The sequence below is a fragment of the Flammeovirga kamogawensis genome (genome assembly GCF_018736065.1).
Lineage (GTDB): Bacteria > Bacteroidota > Bacteroidia > Cytophagales > Flammeovirgaceae > Flammeovirga > Flammeovirga kamogawensis.
Window position 1 is genome coordinate 3,483,471 of the sequence record NZ_CP076128.1, and the last position, 17,680, is coordinate 3,501,150.

15 protein-coding genes and 1 tRNA gene are annotated in these 17,680 nt (G+C 32.4%); 11 read left to right on the plus strand and 5 right to left on the minus strand.

The window, feature by feature from the left end; genetic code table 11:
• The first annotated feature begins 3 nt into the window (after positions 1-3).
• Positions 4-1,389: an undecaprenyl-phosphate glucose phosphotransferase gene (locus tag KM029_RS13925; RefSeq protein ID WP_144073843.1), complete on the plus strand. Its 1,386-nt coding sequence runs from the start codon at positions 4-6 to the stop codon at positions 1,387-1,389.
• A gap of 1,034 nt (positions 1,390-2,423) precedes the next feature.
• On the opposite strand, the gene KM029_RS13935 is transcribed toward KM029_RS13925, so the two are convergent.
• Positions 2,424-2,672, minus strand: a complete 249-nt coding sequence (locus tag KM029_RS13935; RefSeq protein ID WP_144073845.1) for a hypothetical protein — start codon at positions 2,670-2,672, stop codon at positions 2,424-2,426.
• A 348-nt stretch (positions 2,673-3,020) separates the two neighbouring features.
• Between KM029_RS13935 and KM029_RS13940 the strand changes: the two genes are divergently transcribed.
• From KM029_RS13940 to KM029_RS13950, 3 genes are all read left to right on the plus strand, one after another.
• The gene (locus tag KM029_RS13940; RefSeq protein WP_144073846.1) at positions 3,021-3,335 is read left to right on the plus strand and encodes a transposase; all 315 of its coding nucleotides are present in this window, start codon (positions 3,021-3,023) and stop codon (positions 3,333-3,335) included.
• Positions 3,336-3,367: 32 nt separating this feature from the next.
• Positions 3,368-4,192, plus strand: a complete 825-nt coding sequence (locus tag KM029_RS13945; protein WP_144073847.1) for an IS3 family transposase — start codon at positions 3,368-3,370, stop codon at positions 4,190-4,192.
• Positions 4,193-4,373: 181 nt separating this feature from the next.
• Entirely contained in the window at positions 4,374-5,570 is a 1,197-nt protein-coding gene (locus KM029_RS13950; RefSeq protein WP_144073848.1) for an IS256 family transposase, read from the plus strand.
• A gap of 65 nt (positions 5,571-5,635) precedes the next feature.
• Here KM029_RS13950 and KM029_RS13955 read toward each other — a convergent pair whose 3' ends face one another.
• From KM029_RS13955 to atpD, 3 genes are all read right to left on the minus strand, one after another.
• On the minus strand, positions 5,636-6,001 hold the full coding sequence (locus KM029_RS13955; RefSeq protein ID WP_144073849.1) for a hypothetical protein: 366 nt from the start codon (positions 5,999-6,001) through the stop codon (positions 5,636-5,638).
• Between the two features lie 536 nt (positions 6,002-6,537).
• On the minus strand, positions 6,538-6,783 hold the full coding sequence (locus KM029_RS13960) for a F0F1 ATP synthase subunit epsilon (protein WP_144073850.1): 246 nt from the start codon (positions 6,781-6,783) through the stop codon (positions 6,538-6,540).
• Positions 6,784-6,908: 125 nt separating this feature from the next.
• On the minus strand, positions 6,909-8,414 hold the full coding sequence (gene atpD, locus KM029_RS13965; protein WP_144073851.1) for a F0F1 ATP synthase subunit beta: 1,506 nt from the start codon (positions 8,412-8,414) through the stop codon (positions 6,909-6,911).
• Positions 8,415-8,859: 445 nt separating this feature from the next.
• On the opposite strand from atpD, the gene KM029_RS13970 reads away from it, so the two are divergent.
• The 5 genes from KM029_RS13970 to KM029_RS13990 all read left to right on the plus strand — a co-directional run bounded on the left by KM029_RS13970 (position 8,860) and on the right by KM029_RS13990 (position 13,318).
• Positions 8,860-9,549 carry a hypothetical protein gene (locus KM029_RS13970; protein ID WP_144073852.1) on the plus strand — a complete coding sequence of 230 codons (690 nt, stop codon included), beginning with the start codon at positions 8,860-8,862 and terminating at the stop codon, positions 9,547-9,549.
• Positions 9,550-9,734: 185 nt separating this feature from the next.
• Positions 9,735-10,400: a carboxypeptidase-like regulatory domain-containing protein gene (locus KM029_RS13975; RefSeq protein ID WP_144073853.1), complete on the plus strand. Its 666-nt coding sequence runs from the start codon at positions 9,735-9,737 to the stop codon at positions 10,398-10,400.
• A gap of 225 nt (positions 10,401-10,625) precedes the next feature.
• Positions 10,626-11,651: a rod shape-determining protein gene (locus tag KM029_RS13980; protein WP_144073854.1), complete on the plus strand. Its 1,026-nt coding sequence runs from the start codon at positions 10,626-10,628 to the stop codon at positions 11,649-11,651.
• A gap of 226 nt (positions 11,652-11,877) precedes the next feature.
• Positions 11,878-12,735, plus strand: a complete 858-nt coding sequence (gene mreC, locus KM029_RS13985) for a rod shape-determining protein MreC (protein ID WP_144073855.1) — start codon at positions 11,878-11,880, stop codon at positions 12,733-12,735.
• A 52-nt stretch (positions 12,736-12,787) separates the two neighbouring features.
• Positions 12,788-13,318: a rod shape-determining protein MreD gene (locus KM029_RS13990; RefSeq protein WP_144073856.1), complete on the plus strand. Its 531-nt coding sequence runs from the start codon at positions 12,788-12,790 to the stop codon at positions 13,316-13,318.
• Between the two features lie 64 nt (positions 13,319-13,382).
• Here KM029_RS13990 and mnmA read toward each other — a convergent pair whose 3' ends face one another.
• Positions 13,383-14,588 (minus strand): tRNA 2-thiouridine(34) synthase MnmA, encoded by a 1,206-nt coding sequence (mnmA, locus tag KM029_RS13995; RefSeq protein ID WP_144073857.1) that lies wholly within the window; start codon positions 14,586-14,588, stop codon positions 13,383-13,385.
• Positions 14,589-14,895: 307 nt separating this feature from the next.
• Here mnmA and KM029_RS14000 point away from each other — a divergent pair.
• Both KM029_RS14000 and KM029_RS14005 read left to right on the plus strand, forming a co-directional pair.
• Positions 14,896-14,980 (plus strand) — tRNA-Leu (locus KM029_RS14000).
• A gap of 238 nt (positions 14,981-15,218) precedes the next feature.
• On the plus strand, positions 15,219-17,618 hold the full coding sequence (locus KM029_RS14005; RefSeq protein WP_144073858.1) for a GAF domain-containing protein: 2,400 nt from the start codon (positions 15,219-15,221) through the stop codon (positions 17,616-17,618).
• The last annotated feature ends 62 nt before the right edge of the window (positions 17,619-17,680 follow it).

The window sequence follows — 17,680 nt, forward strand, 5'->3', positions numbered from 1 at the left end:
TATATGTCAGTAGGTAAAACAAAGTATCTGGGAGCTATAAACTTAGCTATAGATCTATTTATATTAAATATTTCTTTTTTAATTTCAGTTTGGTTGAAATTTGATCAATTATCTCCAAGGTGGGCTCAAGAATCTTATGAGGTATTTTGGTTTGGTTTAAATACAATTTGGATAATACTATCTTTAATAATTAAACCTTATTCGTTTTCAAGGACAAAACGAGTGATTGGAGTGCTAAGACAATACTTTTTTGTATTGCTTCTACATGCAATGTCAATATCTACTCTTTTAGTTTTTGTTAAGTTCACTGATGTGTCAAGAGAAATTTTAGTGAATCTCTATTTAAGTTTTGCATTTTTATTATCTATTACAAAAGTTGTAGGTATCTACCTAATGCGCATGTATCGTCGTCAAGGTTTTAGTTATAAAAATGTAGCTGTGCTTGGTTATGGTCCGTTAGCAGTAGAAGTAAGAAAATTTTTCAGAGTACATCCAGAATATGGTTTTAGATTCTTAGGATTCTTTGATGACCATTCGAAAGAGATGTATGTAGAAGGACAAATTAAAGACTTTAAGGATTTTGCAATTAATAAAGATGTTAATGAAGTTTATTGCTGTATCCCTTATGTTGATTATGAATTAATACGAGAGTTAATTGATTGGGGAGAGAGCCATATGATTAAAGTAAAGTTAATTACTGACTTTAGGGGCTTTGCTTCTAAAGGTATTACTTTAGATAGATATGATGAAATTCCAGTCTTAGATGTTTCCCCAGTTCCATTAGATGATCAACAAAACCAGTTAGTGAAAAGAGTTTTTGATACTGCTTTTTCATTTTCAGTAATTGTACTTTTAATGTCTTGGTTAACACCATTGATGGCTTTAATTATAAAAATTGAATCAAAAGGCCCTGTATTCTTTAAACAAAAAAGAACTGGTAAGGATGGTAAAGCATTTTGGTGCTATAAGTTTCGCTCTATGGCTGTGAATACAGACTCAGATGCAAAGCAGGCTACTAAAGGAGATATGCGAATTACTAAAGTTGGTGCATTTATTAGAAAAACATCTATAGATGAATTACCACAATTTTTTAATGTATTCTTAGGTAATATGTCTGTAGTAGGTCCTAGACCACATATGTTACGTCATACGGAAGAATATACTAAAGTAGTAGAAAAGTTTATGTCTAGGCACTTAGTGAAACCTGGTATAACAGGATTAGCTCAGGCTAGAGGATATAGAGGAGAAACTGAGAATGATGATTATGCAATGAAAGGTAGGGTAAAACTTGATCGTTTTTATGTGAATAATTGGAGTTTATGGTTCGATGTTCAAATTATCATTGATACTGTAATGGGTATTGTAAACGGTGATGAAAAAGCGTATTAATACTTTTTATATATATACATATAAATTAACAAAGCTGTATCATTTTTTTAAAGATGATACCGTTTTTTAAATAATGATATTTATATTCTCAAATCATTAGTTTTGAAAAGTTACTTACCTTATTTCTCAACAAGATCAAAACAAAGACCTCCAAGTAGAACTATAATACTCCAAATACAATTCGTGAGCAATTGCAATACTATAGACTTATCAGAAAAAATAACCGTAAAACGATTTTGAGTTGTAATCCAATACTTTATACGTGTATTTCTTATTTGTGGGTTAGGTAGCTGAATCAATAATTGAATGTTTAATAGTTTTTAGACATTAAGCAGCTTCCTTGTTTTCTACTCTGAAAACAACTGCTATTGTGTGGATAGTAGTGAAATTATGAGAAGCGGTATGTTGTTTTTCTAATTTCCGTAGCTGCACCTTATGAAGAAGATGTATATGTAGTAATTGAAAGTAATATGCGTTATCCTTGTAGAAAAAAGGTTTTACCCCAAAATATGTTCTTCGGTAGGCTCTTTTACTGTTTTTTCTTTTTAAAATGGTAGAATCGAAAAGAATAGTCACCACGAGAAACATGACTGCACCAACAAATTAACCTTCGATCAGCATATAGCGTATATTTCTTTCCAGCATATTTGAAATTAAAGTACCTTTTTCTAGCGATTGCTTATTTATGCGCATAAAGACCAATGTAGCCATCTGGACCTGATTTCCTTTTTATTTCTCTAAATGTTGTAGATGGAGCTACATTAAGTAATAAGGCTATTCCTTTCATTTTTATGCACTTTGCTAACAGAGTTTGTAGCAGTATTCTTTTTGAATAGTTAAGGTTTTTTAGTTATAGCATAAGCACTGTAAAAAAAGAAACAGGTCTTTCGACTTGTTTCAATTAATATTTATGATTTTATAAATAAAGAGAGTCTAGGTAGCTTTTAAACCATAATTATCAAAAGACCAACCTTGAGTTTCTCTAAAAGTAAACGCCTCTTTGATTATATCAAGAATAGACTTTCCTTTAATGGCTAAGATTTTAATATCAATTTTTTCGAATTTAGATTAGAATTAAGACGTGAAGCACTATTTTTTTCAACAGCATCTTGCTTGTCTAATAATCTACTATTTAATTTCACATTTTCACGTTCGAAAAATTCGATATCTGAAGCATTTTTTACCGGGTCTAAGGCATTAATGAACAATAAGTTCTTATCAATGTTTTCCATTTGGTCTTCAATTCTATCTTCTTTGTTTACACTGTCTACAGTATATTTCATGTTTTTCCTAAGTTTATGGCGTTAATAGCAGTGATTAAATTTAGTATATATAATTATTTAATTTTTGGTTATTATTTATTTAATAGCAATTGAAACTAGGGTTGATCGATTGTTAAGTAATTTCGTATTCGTATAAATGAGTGAATAAGTTTTCACTTTTATTACATTAGTTTATATAGGTTTGTGTTTTTTAGTGAGTGTTTGCTGTTGTCTTGTTTCTCAATCATGGTTCTTCATTTTTTTCCATTGATGAAAAAACGAAGCAAAAAAAATCTAGGCTATGAAGCTAAATGGACCTGCTATATTTGATTGGACAGTAAGTTAAGCCTTAAATAATTATCTTTAATTATGAGAAAGAAAAGAACAGCTTACGACAAGGAGTTTAAACAGATGGTTGTTAATCTTCATAAGTCAGGTAAATCGATTCAAGAAGTGGGTAGAGAATTAGAATTAAATACTAATATGGTAGCTCGTTGGATCAGAGAGGAAGAAAAATATGGAGAGAATAGTTTTCAAGGAAATGGCAAGCCTGTAATGACAGATCTTGAATATGAAAATGCACGATTACGTAAAGCTTTAAAAGAAGCAGAAGAGGAACGTGAGATATTAAAAAAGGCTGTAAGCATCTTCTCCAGGAGCGACAATAAAAATACCAATTTATAAAAGCTTATACAGGTACTTTTGCTGTTGAGAAGATGTGTAAATTATTATGCATTTGCCGTAGTAGTTACTATGATTGGTTGAATAGAAAAGAATCAAAAAGAACAATTTCAGATAGAAATATTTCGAATGAAATAAAAGCTGTATATAAAGAATCAAAAGGAAGGTTTGGTAGTCCTAAAGTAACCAAAATATTAAATAATAATGGTTTTCATGTCTCTAGACCTAAAGTAGCTAGAATGATGAAAAGAGAGGGTTTAAGAAGTATTATAAGTCGAAAATTTAAAGTTCAAACTACTTTATCAGATCATGATTTTAGAATATCTCCAAATCTTTTAGATCGAAACTTCAATCCACATTTACCATCAAAAGCGTGGGTGTCTGATATCACTTATTTATGGACTTCTAATGGATGGACTTATCTGACAATAATTATGGATTTATTTGATAGACAAATTATAGGTTGGTCCATATCAGATACAATGACTATGGATGAAACGGTAAACCGAGCATGGAAAATGGCTATATTAAATAGAAAACCATCTCATGGGTTAATCTTTCATTCTGATCGAGGTGTACAGTATGCTAGCAAGAGTTTTCGAAGAATCCTTAATAATCATAATGTGGTACAAAGTATGTCTAGAAAGGGTAATTGTTGGGATAATGCTGTAGCAGAAAATTTCTTTAAGATTTTAAAATATGAATATACAAATCATGTTTCATTTCAAAATTTATTTCATGTGAAATTGGAAGTGGCAGAGTATATTGAAATTTGGTATAATAGAAAGAGACCTCATTCAAAATTGGGGTATGTTAGTCCCAATTTTTACTACAATTATAAAAAGTTTAAGGTGGCTTAATTATTTGTCCAATTTTTTAGGGAGTGTACCACAAACTGTGTAAACTCTCGAATCTTGAAATGTGAGTAAGTCATATTTCTCCCTTTAAAGAGAAAATTGACTTACTCACTGTTCAAGGTCAACTTGACTCTTTCAATTAAGTGTACAGTTTATTTAATTTAGAATTTAAAACTGATACACCATGAACAAAGAAGATTTATTAAACGACAACTTTTTAAAACAATTCAAGTCAGCAGAAGATTTAAGTTCCTTCATGAAGCAACTTCAAAAAAGAGCTTTGGAGAAAATGCTTGAAGGTGAAATTGAAGCCCATCTTGGTTATCAAAAACATGAAAAGTCAGAGAATTCTAATTCTCGAAATGGCTATACCCAAAAGACTATCAAAAATGAATATGGTGAACAAGAAATCAATGTCCCAAGAGATAGAAGTGGCTCGTTTGAACCTGCAATTGTTCCTAAAAGGAAGAATATTGCTCAAGGTATTGAAAGTCTAGTGATCTCACTTTATGCCAAAGGTATGAGCGTATCTGATATCGAAAATCAGATCAAAGAACTTTATGACTTTGAAGTATCGGCAGCGACTATATCAAGAATTACAGCTTCAGTAATTGAAGATATAGAAGTATGGCATAAACGTCCTTTAGAGCCTGTTTATCTTATCGTTTGGATGGATGGTATCGTTTTTAAAGTGCGTGAAAACTCCAAAGTAATCAATAAAACTATCTATTTAGCCGTAGGATTACGTACTGATGGCAAAAAAGAAGTATTAGGTATGTGGCTTGGGAAAAATGAATCATCTGCATTTTGGATGACAGTTCTCACTGATATACAGACACGTGGAGTTGAAGATATATTGATCACATCAACTGATAATCTCAATGGTTTTACAGAAACAATTAAAGCTGTTTTTCCTGAATCTTCTACTCAAATTTGTATCGTTCATCAAATTAGAAACGCTTGCAAATATGTAGTCTGGAAAGATAGGAAAGCGTTCACAAAAGACATGAAAGATATCTATGGAGCTCCAAATATTAATGCAGCTAAAGAAGCTCTTGATTTTCTTGAAAAGAAATGGGGTGATAAATATGGATATGCGATCCAAAGTTGGCGAAATAACTGGGATGAATTAACAGTATTCTTTGAATTTCCTCTTGAAATCCGTAAAATTATCTATACGACCAATCTGATAGAAAATCTGAATGGTAAAATTAGAAAATATACAAAGAACAAATTATCCTTCCCAACGGATGATGCAGTTAAAAAATCTGTTTTTTTAGCCTTGCAAGAAGCAACAAAGAAATGGACAATGCCTATCAGAAACTGGGGAATAATTTTGAACCAATTTCAGGTATTATATAAAGAAAGGATCAGGTTTTAAACCCAATCCTCACTTGTAATACTTACACACTTAGTGAAAGAGTGTCATTTTTTATTGCAAATCCACTAGGTAGTTTTTAAACCATAATCATCAAAAGGCCAAACTTGTGTTTCTCTAAAAGTAAACGCCTCTTTGATTACATCAAGAATAGACTTTCCTTTAATAGCTAAGATTTCAACATCAGTTTTTTTGAATATAGAATTAAGGCGTGAAGTGCTACTTTTTTCAACAGCATCTTGCTTGTCTAATAATCTACTATTTAATTTCACATTTTCACGTTCGAAAAATTCGATATCTGAAGCATTTTTTACCGGGTCTAAGGCATTAATGAACAATAAGTTCTTATCAATGTTTTCTTGTAGCTCCTCAATGCTTTCCATTTGGTCTTCAATTCTATCTTCTTTGTTTACACTGTCTACAGTATATTTCATGTTTTTCCTAAGTTTATGGCGTTAATAGCAGTGATTAAATTTAGTATATATAATTATTTAATTTTTGGTTATTATTTATTTAATAGCAATTGAAACTAGGATTGATCGATTGTTAAGTAATTTCGTATTCGTATAAATGAGTGAATAAGTTTTCACTTTTATTACATTAGTTTATATAGGTTTGTGTTTTTTAGTGTGTGTTTGCTGTTGTTTTGTTTCTCAATCATGGTTCTTCATTTTTTTCCATTGATGAAAAAACGATGCAAAAAAATCTAGGCTATGAAGCTAAAAGCTAAATTTATTTTCAATACCGTTTTGAGATGCGCATTGCTTTGCTTGTCAAATTGAGTAATGTAGTAGGTGTTTTAAGCATATATTATTTTGGGAATCGATGTTATATCATCAGTCGAGGGTTTAAGAGAATGCAAATGATTTTTTTTAAAAAAAACTCTCAACATTTAAATTGAATGATGACAGACAATTTAAATGTTGAGAGTTTATTGAAAGAAGTAGGGATTTAAGTATAACCTTAAAACCTAGTCCAATACAGCCTCAGCTAAAATCACTAATTTATTTTCTAGCATCTCTAAAGTTCCACCATCAATATTGAAAGTAGTAAGATCAGCTTTATTAGCGATACGTACAGTACCTTGGCCTAAGCTAGAGATAATGTTTGCGTGACGATCAAGCATTTCAAATTCACCGTTAATACCAGGGACTTTTACTGCTGTCGCTTCACCTTCGAAATATTTTTTATCAGGAGTAAGTAATTCAACAAACATGATAAATGAATTTATGTGGTGTTAGTTGATAAACTATTCCACAATGAATATTTTATTAAAAAAAAAGCGAGAACCCGAGAAGAACCCAGACTCTCGCCTTTAATATTTTTAGTTGATAAAACGAATTACTTCGCTTCAGCAAGCATTTTCTCACCAGCAGTAACTGCTTCTTCGATTGTTCCTACGAACATGAAGGCAGCTTCAGGAAGGTGATCCCATTTACCATCTAAGATTTCGTTGAAACCACGGATAGTATCTTTAATGTCTACAATTAGACCAGGGATACCTGAGAATTGTTCTGCAACGTGGAAAGGTTGAGATAAATAACGTTGAACACGACGAGCACGTGCTACAACTTGCTTATCTTCCTCAGAAAGTTCATCCATACCAAGAATTGCAATAATATCTTGTAATTCTTTGTAACGTTGGATAGTTTCTTTAACACGCTGAGCAGTATTGTAATGCTCATCTCCTAAAATTTCTGGAGATAAGATACGTGAAGATGATTCTAAAGGATCCACACCAGGGAAGATACCTAAAGATGTAATCTTACGAGATAATACTGTTTGTGCATCCAAGTGGGCGAATGTAGTCGCTGGAGCAGGGTCAGTTAAATCATCGGCAGGTACATATACTGCTTGTACCGATGTAATAGATCCTCTCTTCGTTGACGTAATACGCTCTTGCATAGCACCCATTTCTGTAGCCAATGTTGGTTGGTAACCTACAGCTGATGGCATACGACCTAATAGGGCAGATACCTCAGAACCCGCTTGAGTAAAACGGAAGATGTTGTCTACGAAGAATAAGATATCACGACCTTGAGCTTCACCTTCACCATCACGGAAGAATTCGGCAATTGTTAAACCAGATAAAGCTACACGAGCACGTGCACCAGGAGGTTCGTTCATTTGACCGTAAACTAACGTTGCTTGTGAGTTTGCAAGTTCGTTTTTATCTACTTTAGAAAGGTCCCATCCGCCTTTCTCCATATCTTCTTCAAATTCTTTACCGTACTTGATTACGCCAGATTCAATCATCTCACGTAGAAGGTCATTACCTTCACGAGTACGTTCACCTACACCGGCAAATACAGAGATACCAGAGTATACTTTTGCAATGTTGTTGATCAATTCCATGATCAATACAGTTTTACCAACACCAGCACCACCAAAAAGACCAATTTTACCACCTTTAGTATAAGGCTCTAAAAGGTCAATTACTTTAATACCTGTGTATAGTACTTCTGTACTTGTTGCTAATTGATCAAATGCAGGAGCAGATCTGTGAATTGGAAGTGAAGTTTCAGTATCAGGCACATCCATGCCATCAATCGGTTCTCCAACTACGTTGAATACACGACCTCTTACTGCTTCTCCTGTAGGCATAGCAATTGCTTTACCTGTATCTAGACAATCAGCTCCACGCTGAAGTCCTTCTGTACCGTCCATCGCTACTGTACGAACGCGCTCCTCGCCAAGGTGTTGTTGAACCTCCAAAATGATCTCTAGACCATTGGATTTCTTCACCTTCAAAGCATTATAAATCGCTGGTAGCGTAGATCCTTCTGCTTCGAAGCTGACGTCAACTACAGGTCCAATGACTGAGGTAACTTTACCGATATTTGACATCTTGGTATTATATTATTATATCAATGAATTCAAACATAATTGCCTCAAGGTCTAAGACCATAAAGACTATTTTCATTGCAAAACTATAATTCTATCTAATCATTCCAAAGATAATTGACAATTTAAGTGTCAGATTTGTGTTTTAATTACAATTTTTATCTTATATCGGTTGAAATAATGAAATTTTAATGATGATAATTGTCTTATTTTATCTAAAAGTTAGAATATAGCATGAATATTATTTACATTTATTTAATCAACTATGTAAGGTTTTTTAATAATGACTTAGCAAAATCAGTTTTTATTCTCATTTAAACTATAACTGTACATACATTTAGGCACGGTTTTTTTAACGTGTAAATTTTATTAAATGGAATGGTGTTTATAGGTTAGTTTATACTTGCATCTTATATTTGTTAGCCAACTTCCGAACTCTGTGTGAAAAATGAAAGTAGTTAAAATATTTTTAATCATTTCTTCAGTGTTACTATCATTCAAGAATGCTAGTGCTGATAATGATCCTCTTAACAAACCAAAGGTATGGTCAATGCTTCAAGAATCTCCATCAGATCCCTCTCTATGGGCTGCATATGTTGGTAAATCTTGGGCTTGCATGACTATAAATGAGAAAGATAAAGTTGCCACTTGGAAAACTTATCTTAAGGAAAATAGAAAAGAAGTAGTTGCCAAAGTAGGCAACAGTTCTGTTAACTTAACAGAGGATCAACAAAAGAAAATAAAAGAAGAAGTTTTTCATGAATCAGATGATTTTTGGGAAGGTGAAGTATTGCAATCTCAAATTAAAGTTGACGAGGCATTAAGAGAAGAAGTGGAATTAAAAGAGCACTTTGAGCAGATGGAACAGCGCATGGTTGCTACCCCTTCAGTAATTACCATATTATCAAGAAATCTTAGAGAAAATTTTATACTTATTGATGATGAATTCAGAATGGAATTTGAATCATTAGGATTAGAATATGTTGGATATTGGGATACCTATCCAAATGGAAAATACTCTCCAGAACGTTGGGTTTATGAACGTAACGTAGAATTAAAAGCAAAAAAGAAAATAGAATTTGAAAAGATAAAAATGTCGATGTTAGCTTCTGTAGCATCATCTAAAGATGGTAATTAAGAGATAATCTTCATGTTTTTTTCAAACTTGATAAGAAAAGCCTCATTACATTAACCGATGTAGTGAGGCTTTGATTATATTTGAAAACTAAATTTCATTTATTTGAATTTTGTGCTTTCTCAAAAAAATAAGAATGTTGCCTTGAGAAAGTACTATTTACATACCAAAATCTTATTAATCACAGGATGACTAAACTTTTTAACATAGAAATAAATTTAAGATTCGTACTGTTTTTAACAGTTGTATCTTGTTACCTATTACCATCTGAAGTTTTTGCTCAGGGTGAACATAATGCAATTCAATTTTCTGGTATTGTAGTAGAGGGAGATAGTTCTTTTGGTGTACCTGGTGCTCACGTTTATATTAAACAAGCAGGTAAAGGTACGGTAACTAACCATGCTGGTTTTTTTACAATGCCAACACAAGTTGGAGATACAGTTGTTGTTAGTGCTGTTGGTTTTGCAAAACAAGAAATAATTATACCTAAAAGAGATGATTTAGGGTTTACTGTATTGATAGAAATGAGAGAAGATGTAACAGAACTTCCAATTCTAGAGGTATTTCCTTACCCTACAAAAGAAATTTTTGAAGAGGCGTTTTTAGCTTTGGGCGAACAAAAAGATCAAAGAATAGAAAATATGGAAAAGAATTTGAGTCAGGATAAATTAACCATGATGTCAAATGCTTTACCAATGGGAGCTAGTGGAAACTATAAATACTATATGAATTATAGGGCAGACCAGATAGCAACGCAGTACTTTATGGAAACGGCAAATCCATTGTTGAATCCATTCGCTTGGGCTGATTTAATTAAGTCAATTAAAAAAGGAGACTTCAAACGAAAAGATTAGTAAATTCTCTATTTCATATACTGTAAGAGTAGGTTTGTTCGTTTAAAAAAATAGGCACGATATTTTATGCATATTGTGTGTGCATTTATAATAGTAAAAATCAAGTCTCCGAAAAGTTTTTTTCTAACTTTTTTTTTATAAAATTTAGATGTAGACTTAATAACTCACTTTTTTACTGCAGTTAGACGACCAACAATTCATCAAAATGAAAATGAGTAATTATTAATGGGTTTCTTTGATTTTTTTACGAGTGATCTAGCAATAGATCTAGGCACAGCAAATACATTGATTTTAACTAAAGGAAAAATTGCGGTTGAAGAACCGTCAATTATTGCTTTGGATAGACAATCTGGTAAAGTGATTGCTCTTGGTGCAAAGGCCATGCAAATGCATGAAAAAACACACGAAAATATTAAAACTATTCGCCCTTTAAAGGATGGTGTGATTGCCGATTTCCATGCAGCTGAACAAATGATTCGAGGCATGATAAAAATGTCTGATGGTAAAAAACGTTTTTTCACTCCTTCACATAGAATGGTAATCTGTATCCCTTCAGGAATTACAGAAGTGGAAAAGAGAGCCGTTAGAGATTCTGCTGAACATGCTGGAGCAAAAGAAGTATATATGGTACCAGAACCAATCGCAGCAGCAATTGGTATTGGGATAAATATAGAAGAACCTATGGGTAGTATGGTAGTTGATATTGGAGGTGGTACTACTGAAATTGCGGTAATAGCAATGTCAGGTATTGTCTGCGATCAATCTGTTCGTACTGCAGGTGATGTATTTAATAGAGATATCCTAGATTATATGCGTCGCCAACATAATTTACTAATTGGTGAAAGATCTGCAGAGAAAATCAAATTTGAAGTTGGAGCAGCCCTTGCTGAATTAGACGATGCTCCAGAAGACTTTGAAATTAGAGGAAGAGATTTATTAACAGGTATTCCTAAAGTGATCAATGTATCTTATGCAGAAGTAGCATTTGCTTTAGATAAATCAATTTCTAAAATTGAAGAAGCGATTTTAAGAGCTTTAGAAACTGCACCTCCAGAATTATCTGCAGATATTTATGATAGAGGAATTCACCTTACGGGCGGAGGAGCTTTATTAAGAGGATTAGACAAAAGAATATCTCTCAAAACAAAATTACCTGTTCACGTTCCAGACGATCCATTAAGAGCAGTTGTTTTAGGTACAGGAGCTGTTTTGAAAGAATTGAATAGATATAAAGCAATTCTTATTACATAAATTTAGTTAGAAGAAAATTAACCTGAATAAAAGGATATAAATATCTTCTAGTTGGTTAGTAAAAGTATTTAAGTTTAAAAATTGACTTTTGTACTTAAGAAATTGAAAAAAACGCATGATGAATTGCAAGATTCTTCATGCGTTTTTTTTTGGTACGCTTCTACGTTCTATCTTGCAAAATATTTAATGAACATAGAATTTAATTCTTGATCGATATACCTACTCCATGAGTCAATTATTTGCCATAATATTTAAATACCGTGTATTTTTAGTCTTTTTGTTACTTGAATTAGTAGCATCTGGATTAATAGTAAACAATAATAGTTATCAGAGGTCTGTAATTTTATCTTCTTCAAATGCTGTAGTTGGAGGAATTTATAATGCATCATCAAATGTTGAACAATATTTTAGTTTGACAGATGTTAATGAAGACCTACTGAATGAAAATGCGTATCTAAGAAAACAATTAGAATTAGCAGCAATTGGAGTTAAAGATTCTTTAAGTTTAGACAGTATTAGTACCAAAACAACAGCATTGTTTTATGGTATGAGTGATACAGTTGCTTATGACTTTATACCGGCTCGTATTATTAATAACTCTATTTATAGATCTGCCAATTATATTACTCTAAATAAAGGTAGAAATGATGGTATTGTTGAAGGCATGGGGTTAATGACAAAAGACGGTGTAGTAGGTCAAGTAAAAGCAGTTTCTGATCACTTTGCAACTTGTTATTCGCTTTTACATAGAGATATGGCAGTTTCTTCTGAGTTAAAGAAAAATGGAGCGTTATGTACTGTTAAATGGGATACTGAAGATCCAACAACAGCAAGTGCAAATTATTTACCTTTACATCTTGATATTAATGTTGGTGATACAATAACTACTTCTGGCTTTAATACTGTTTATCCAGAAGGTGTAATGTTAGGTGTGGTAACAGAGGCAAAGAAAACGCCTTCAGAAAGATTTTGGCTTGTAACAATTGATGTGTCAGTAGATTTTTCTAAAATACATCATGTTTATGTATCCAAATCTTTATTTAGATCAGAAAAAGACTCTTTAGAGTTTATGTCTGAAGACTAAAATGTGCAAATATTAATTATTGAAAATATTCCTAGGTGGAAATAAATAGATTATGGGAAGAGAAATTTGGTTAAAAGAATTAGGGTTATTTTTCTTATACCTCACTGTACAAGTGTTGTTTTTTAGAAATCTTGCATTCTTTGATGGTATGGTAATGGTTTTTCCTTACGTTGCTTTTTTAATCTTATTACCTTTCGGAGCAATGAATATGAGTATTTTACTTGTAGCTTTCTTTATGGGATTTGTAGTAGATATTTTTTACGACTCAATAGGAATTCATACCGCTGCTTGTGTTTTATTGGCTTTTGTAAGAACTCAATTAATGAAATGGACAGCACCTACCGGTGGATATGAACTTTCAGAAACTCCAACAATTGGTCAGATGGGATTGGGAACTTTTCTAATTTTTATCGCTCCTCAAATTATACTTCATCATATTTTGCTATTTATGATTGAAGCAGGTTCTTGGGCATTTATGCCAAGAGCAATATTGAGAGCTTTACTTAGTTCTGTTGCTACTTTATTGATAATCCTAGCAATTCAGTATCTATTTTACGGAAGCAGCCAAAGAAGAAGGATTTAGGAATAGCTATATAAGTATATAGAAAAGGGATAGTTGATATATTAAATCTACTATCCCTTTTAATTTATCCTGCAATTACACCAGAACCAATTAATTCATCATCTGTATACCAGGTAATAAATTGTCCGGCTGATATCCCAGATTGTTTATTCTCAAAAACACAATATAAACCATCCGATTTCATGTAAAGTGTAACTTTTTCTAGAGGTTGTCTATAACGTATTCTAGCCATATATTCTCTAGTCTCACCAACTTTCATTGCTAAATCAGTGCGAACCCAATGGATTTCATCAGAATTCACCTTTAGGCCTTGTCTATTCAAGCCAGGATGTTGATCTCCTTGACCTGTATAAATTGTATTTGTTTTTGTATCAGTAGCAATTACAAATAATGGTAGAGGAGTTCCTCCAACACCAAGTCCTTTTCTTTGTCCAATTGTGTAATAATGTGCTCCTTGATGATCCCCTACTTTTTTACCGTAAGTAGGTTTATATTGATATGGAGATGTGAGTATCTCTAATTTTTCTTCCTCTGTAGAAGCCTTTAAAAGTTCAGCTTCTCTATCTGCATATATTTGATGTTCTTTAGAAACTTCAACAATATTCCCTTTTTTAGGAAGAAGTTGTTGTTTTAAGAAATCAGGTAATTTTACTTTACCAATAAAACATAACCCTTGAGAATCTTTTTTATTTGCTGTAATCAAATCTTGTTCTGCTGCAATATCTCTTACTTGAGGCTTTGTTAACTCTCCAATAGGAAATAATGCTTTAGATAATTGCTCTTGACTTAATTGAGATAAGAAGTAACTCTGATCTTTATTTCCGTCTACACCTGCTAAAAGTCTAAAAACTTCTTTACCGTTTTCATCAATAAAAGAATCTTTTCTGCAATAATGCCCCATTGCTACATAGTCAGCACCAAGGCTTAAGGCGATATCCATAAAGACATCAAATTTTACCTCTCTGTTACATAATACATCTGGGTTGGGTGTGCGCCCCGCTTCATATTCAGAAAACATATAGTCTACTATACGCTCTTTATATTGTTCACTGAGATCTACACTTTGGAATGGAATGTTTAGTTTGTTTGCAACAAGTAATGCATCATTACTGTCATCAATCCATGGGCATTCTCCTTGAATTGTTACACTTCCATCGTGCCAATTGATCATAAATAGACCAATTACTTCATAACCTTGCTCTACTAATAAGTGAGCTGCTACACTAGAGTCTACTCCGCCAGAGAGACCAACTACTACTCTTTTTGCCATATTATACTGCTTACAGGGGGTTAAGTTCCCTTTTCACAAAATGATTTCTATTTTAAACTTCTTATTCGAAGAGTAAAATTTTATTTTTCTAAAATATTTTGCAAAGATAGTAATAAGTTTATTGTTTAATACACAATATTTATAATCAATGACTTAACACTTATAAATGAGGTGGATAGATTATTGTTGATATTTTTTTATTGAAATATTTAGTTTTGTTAATTAATTTTTTTCAAAATATACTTGCGTAGTAATATAAAAACATGCACCTTTGCATCGCTTTAAAACAAAAAGCCCACTAAAAAATGCGGGTGTGGCGAAATTGGTAGACGCGCTAGACTTAGGATCTAGTGCTGCAAGGCGTGGGGGTTCGAGTCCCTCCACCCGCACCAAAAAGGATTGATAGAAATATCAATCCTTTTTTTTTGTTCAATTTTTAATTGAAACCCTCATAAAGTACATTACATTAATAAGAAAAGACTCTTTAAGGCACTAAAAACTCACAATCCTCCTTATTAATAAAATAGTTTTCTTTATTCTTCGTTTTATTTTTGAAGTCCGAAATGATATTGCAATCATGGTACTCGAATTGCTCTATACAATTCACTCGGACGAGATTAAGCGTAAACTATGGCTGAAAAGACATCAACAAATACTAAAGGGTCTGGATTAAGACTAAATGATTTAAGTATTCGTGTAAAAGTTCTATTGAATCTTCTTTTGATTGCTGCATTATCAAGTACTGCTGTAGGTATGCTTGGTTATTATTCAGCAAAAAAATCTTTAGAAGAAGCAGTTTTTGCACAACTTACTTCTGTGCGTGAAGTAAAACGACGTACTTTAGAATCGTTTATAGAAGATGCAAAAGAGCAAGTAAGTGTTTTGGCACAAAGTAGAATGGTGTCTGATGCTGTAATGGAGTTATCTCCTGCATTTTCGATATTAGATTATTATTATGCTCCTGGTAAAATTGAACGAATGCGTAGAGACTTAAAAGAGTTTTACCGTTCTGATGTTGATAGAAAACTTGGAGATAATGATGATGGTTTTTCACGTCAATTAGTAAATAGTGTTGATGCTGTATCTGATAGAATGGTCATTTTACAGACATTGTATCTATCCAATAATCCAAACCCTATAGGAAAGAAATTCCAATTAAATAGAGCAAATGATAAAACCGCTTATTCTGATATTCATGAGCGTTATCATTCTTCATTTAGAAGGTTTTTAATGGCAGATGGTTTCTCAGATTTATTGCTTGTGAATGTAAATTCATCAGAAGTAATATATTCTGTTTCTAAAAATGTTGATTTTGGTTCTAATTTAATGGATGGCGTATTTAGACAATCTGCATTAGGGCAGGCGTTTACATTGGCAAGAAATTCTATCAGACCAAACATGGTTATTTTATCAGATTTTGGTTCTTATGAAGGGTCATACGGTGACCTTCAAATGTTTTTCTCAGCTCCAGTATATGAGGAGGGTGAAAAAATAGCTGTTCTTATTGCAACAATGCCTTTATCTGCCATTAATAAAATAATGACAGATGATGGAGATTGGGTAGAAGAAGGTTTAGGACGAACAGGTGAAACTTATCTTGTTGGTAAAGATCAATTAATGAGAAGTGATGCCCGTTTATTTGAAGAAGATGCAGAGAGGTTTTATAAGCAGATAAGAGATTTAAAAATTCCTAGTGAGGAAATAAGAAAGATAAAAGCATTAAGAACAACTGTTTTATCTAAAACTGTAAATACTGCTCCAATTCAAGATGCCATGAAAGGGCATACTGGTAATATGTTATCAGTGAATTACTTAGGTGAACCTGCATTGACATCATATACAAGCCTTAAAATTCGTCAATTACCTTGGATGATCGTTGCAGAAATGCAAGAAGTGGAAGCTTTTGAATCTATTGAAAGATTAAAATGGAATGTAGCACTTGCTACAATTATTATTTTTATTATTGGTTTCATAGTCTCAAATGCTTATTCAGCTAATTTTACAAGACCAATTTTAAAATTAGAACAAGCGATTTCTAAATTAGCACGAGGAGATGTTTCGACTTCAATTCCTGTGAAATCTGCAGATGAGATTGGTAAGACGATTGAATCAATGAATAGTTTAATTGAGAGAACAAAGCAAACATCTGATTTTGCTTCCGATATAGGTAAAGGAAATTTCAAAACAAACTTTGATACTTTTGGTAACAGAGATGTTTTAGGCAATTCATTGATTAAAATGAGAGATCGCTTAGAGTTTGTTTCAGAAGAAGACCATAGAAGACAGTGGGTAAGTGAAGGTATTTCTAAGTTTGCAGAAATAACACGTAAATATCTAGATGATGTTGATCAATTGTATTCTGTTGTTTTACGAGACCTTGTAGATTATCTAAGTGCAAACCAAGGAATGTTATTTCTTGTAGAGGATGATTTGAAATCAGATACTCAGTTTTTACAATTAAAGTCTTGTTATGCTTTTGATAGAGATAAGTATCTAAATAAACAAATAGGTTTTGGAGAAGGGTTAGCAGGTAGATGTTGGCAAGAAAATGAGTCGTTATTTATAGATGATGTACCTCCAGGATATTCAAAAATTGTCACAGGTTTAGGTTTGGCATCTCCTAAGAGTTTATTATTAGTACCTTTAAAATTTAATGAAGAGGCTTTAGGTGTAATTGAGTTAGCTTCTTTTAATGTAATTGAGCCATATATGGTTGAGTTTATTGAGAGAGTTTCAGAGAGTATTGCTTCTGCTATTACATCAGCAAAACATAATACGAGAACTTCTCATTTACTATCTGCTTCTCAAAAATTAACGCAAGAGTTAAGGGTTAGAGAAGAAGAGATGCTTCAGAATACAGAAGAGCTTCAGGCAACTCAAGAAGAAATGGAAAGAAGACAGCAAGAGCTTGAAGAAGTTCGTAGATCATTGCAAAAAGAAATTGCTATGAAAGATGAACAAATTCTATTTTATAAATCCCAATTAGGAGACGAAGAGGGGACAACGCCTTCTGAAGAAACAAAAAAATAAATTAATCTCTAAAATAAAAAATGCGATGTCTATTTAAAGATATCGCATTTTTTATGTACAGA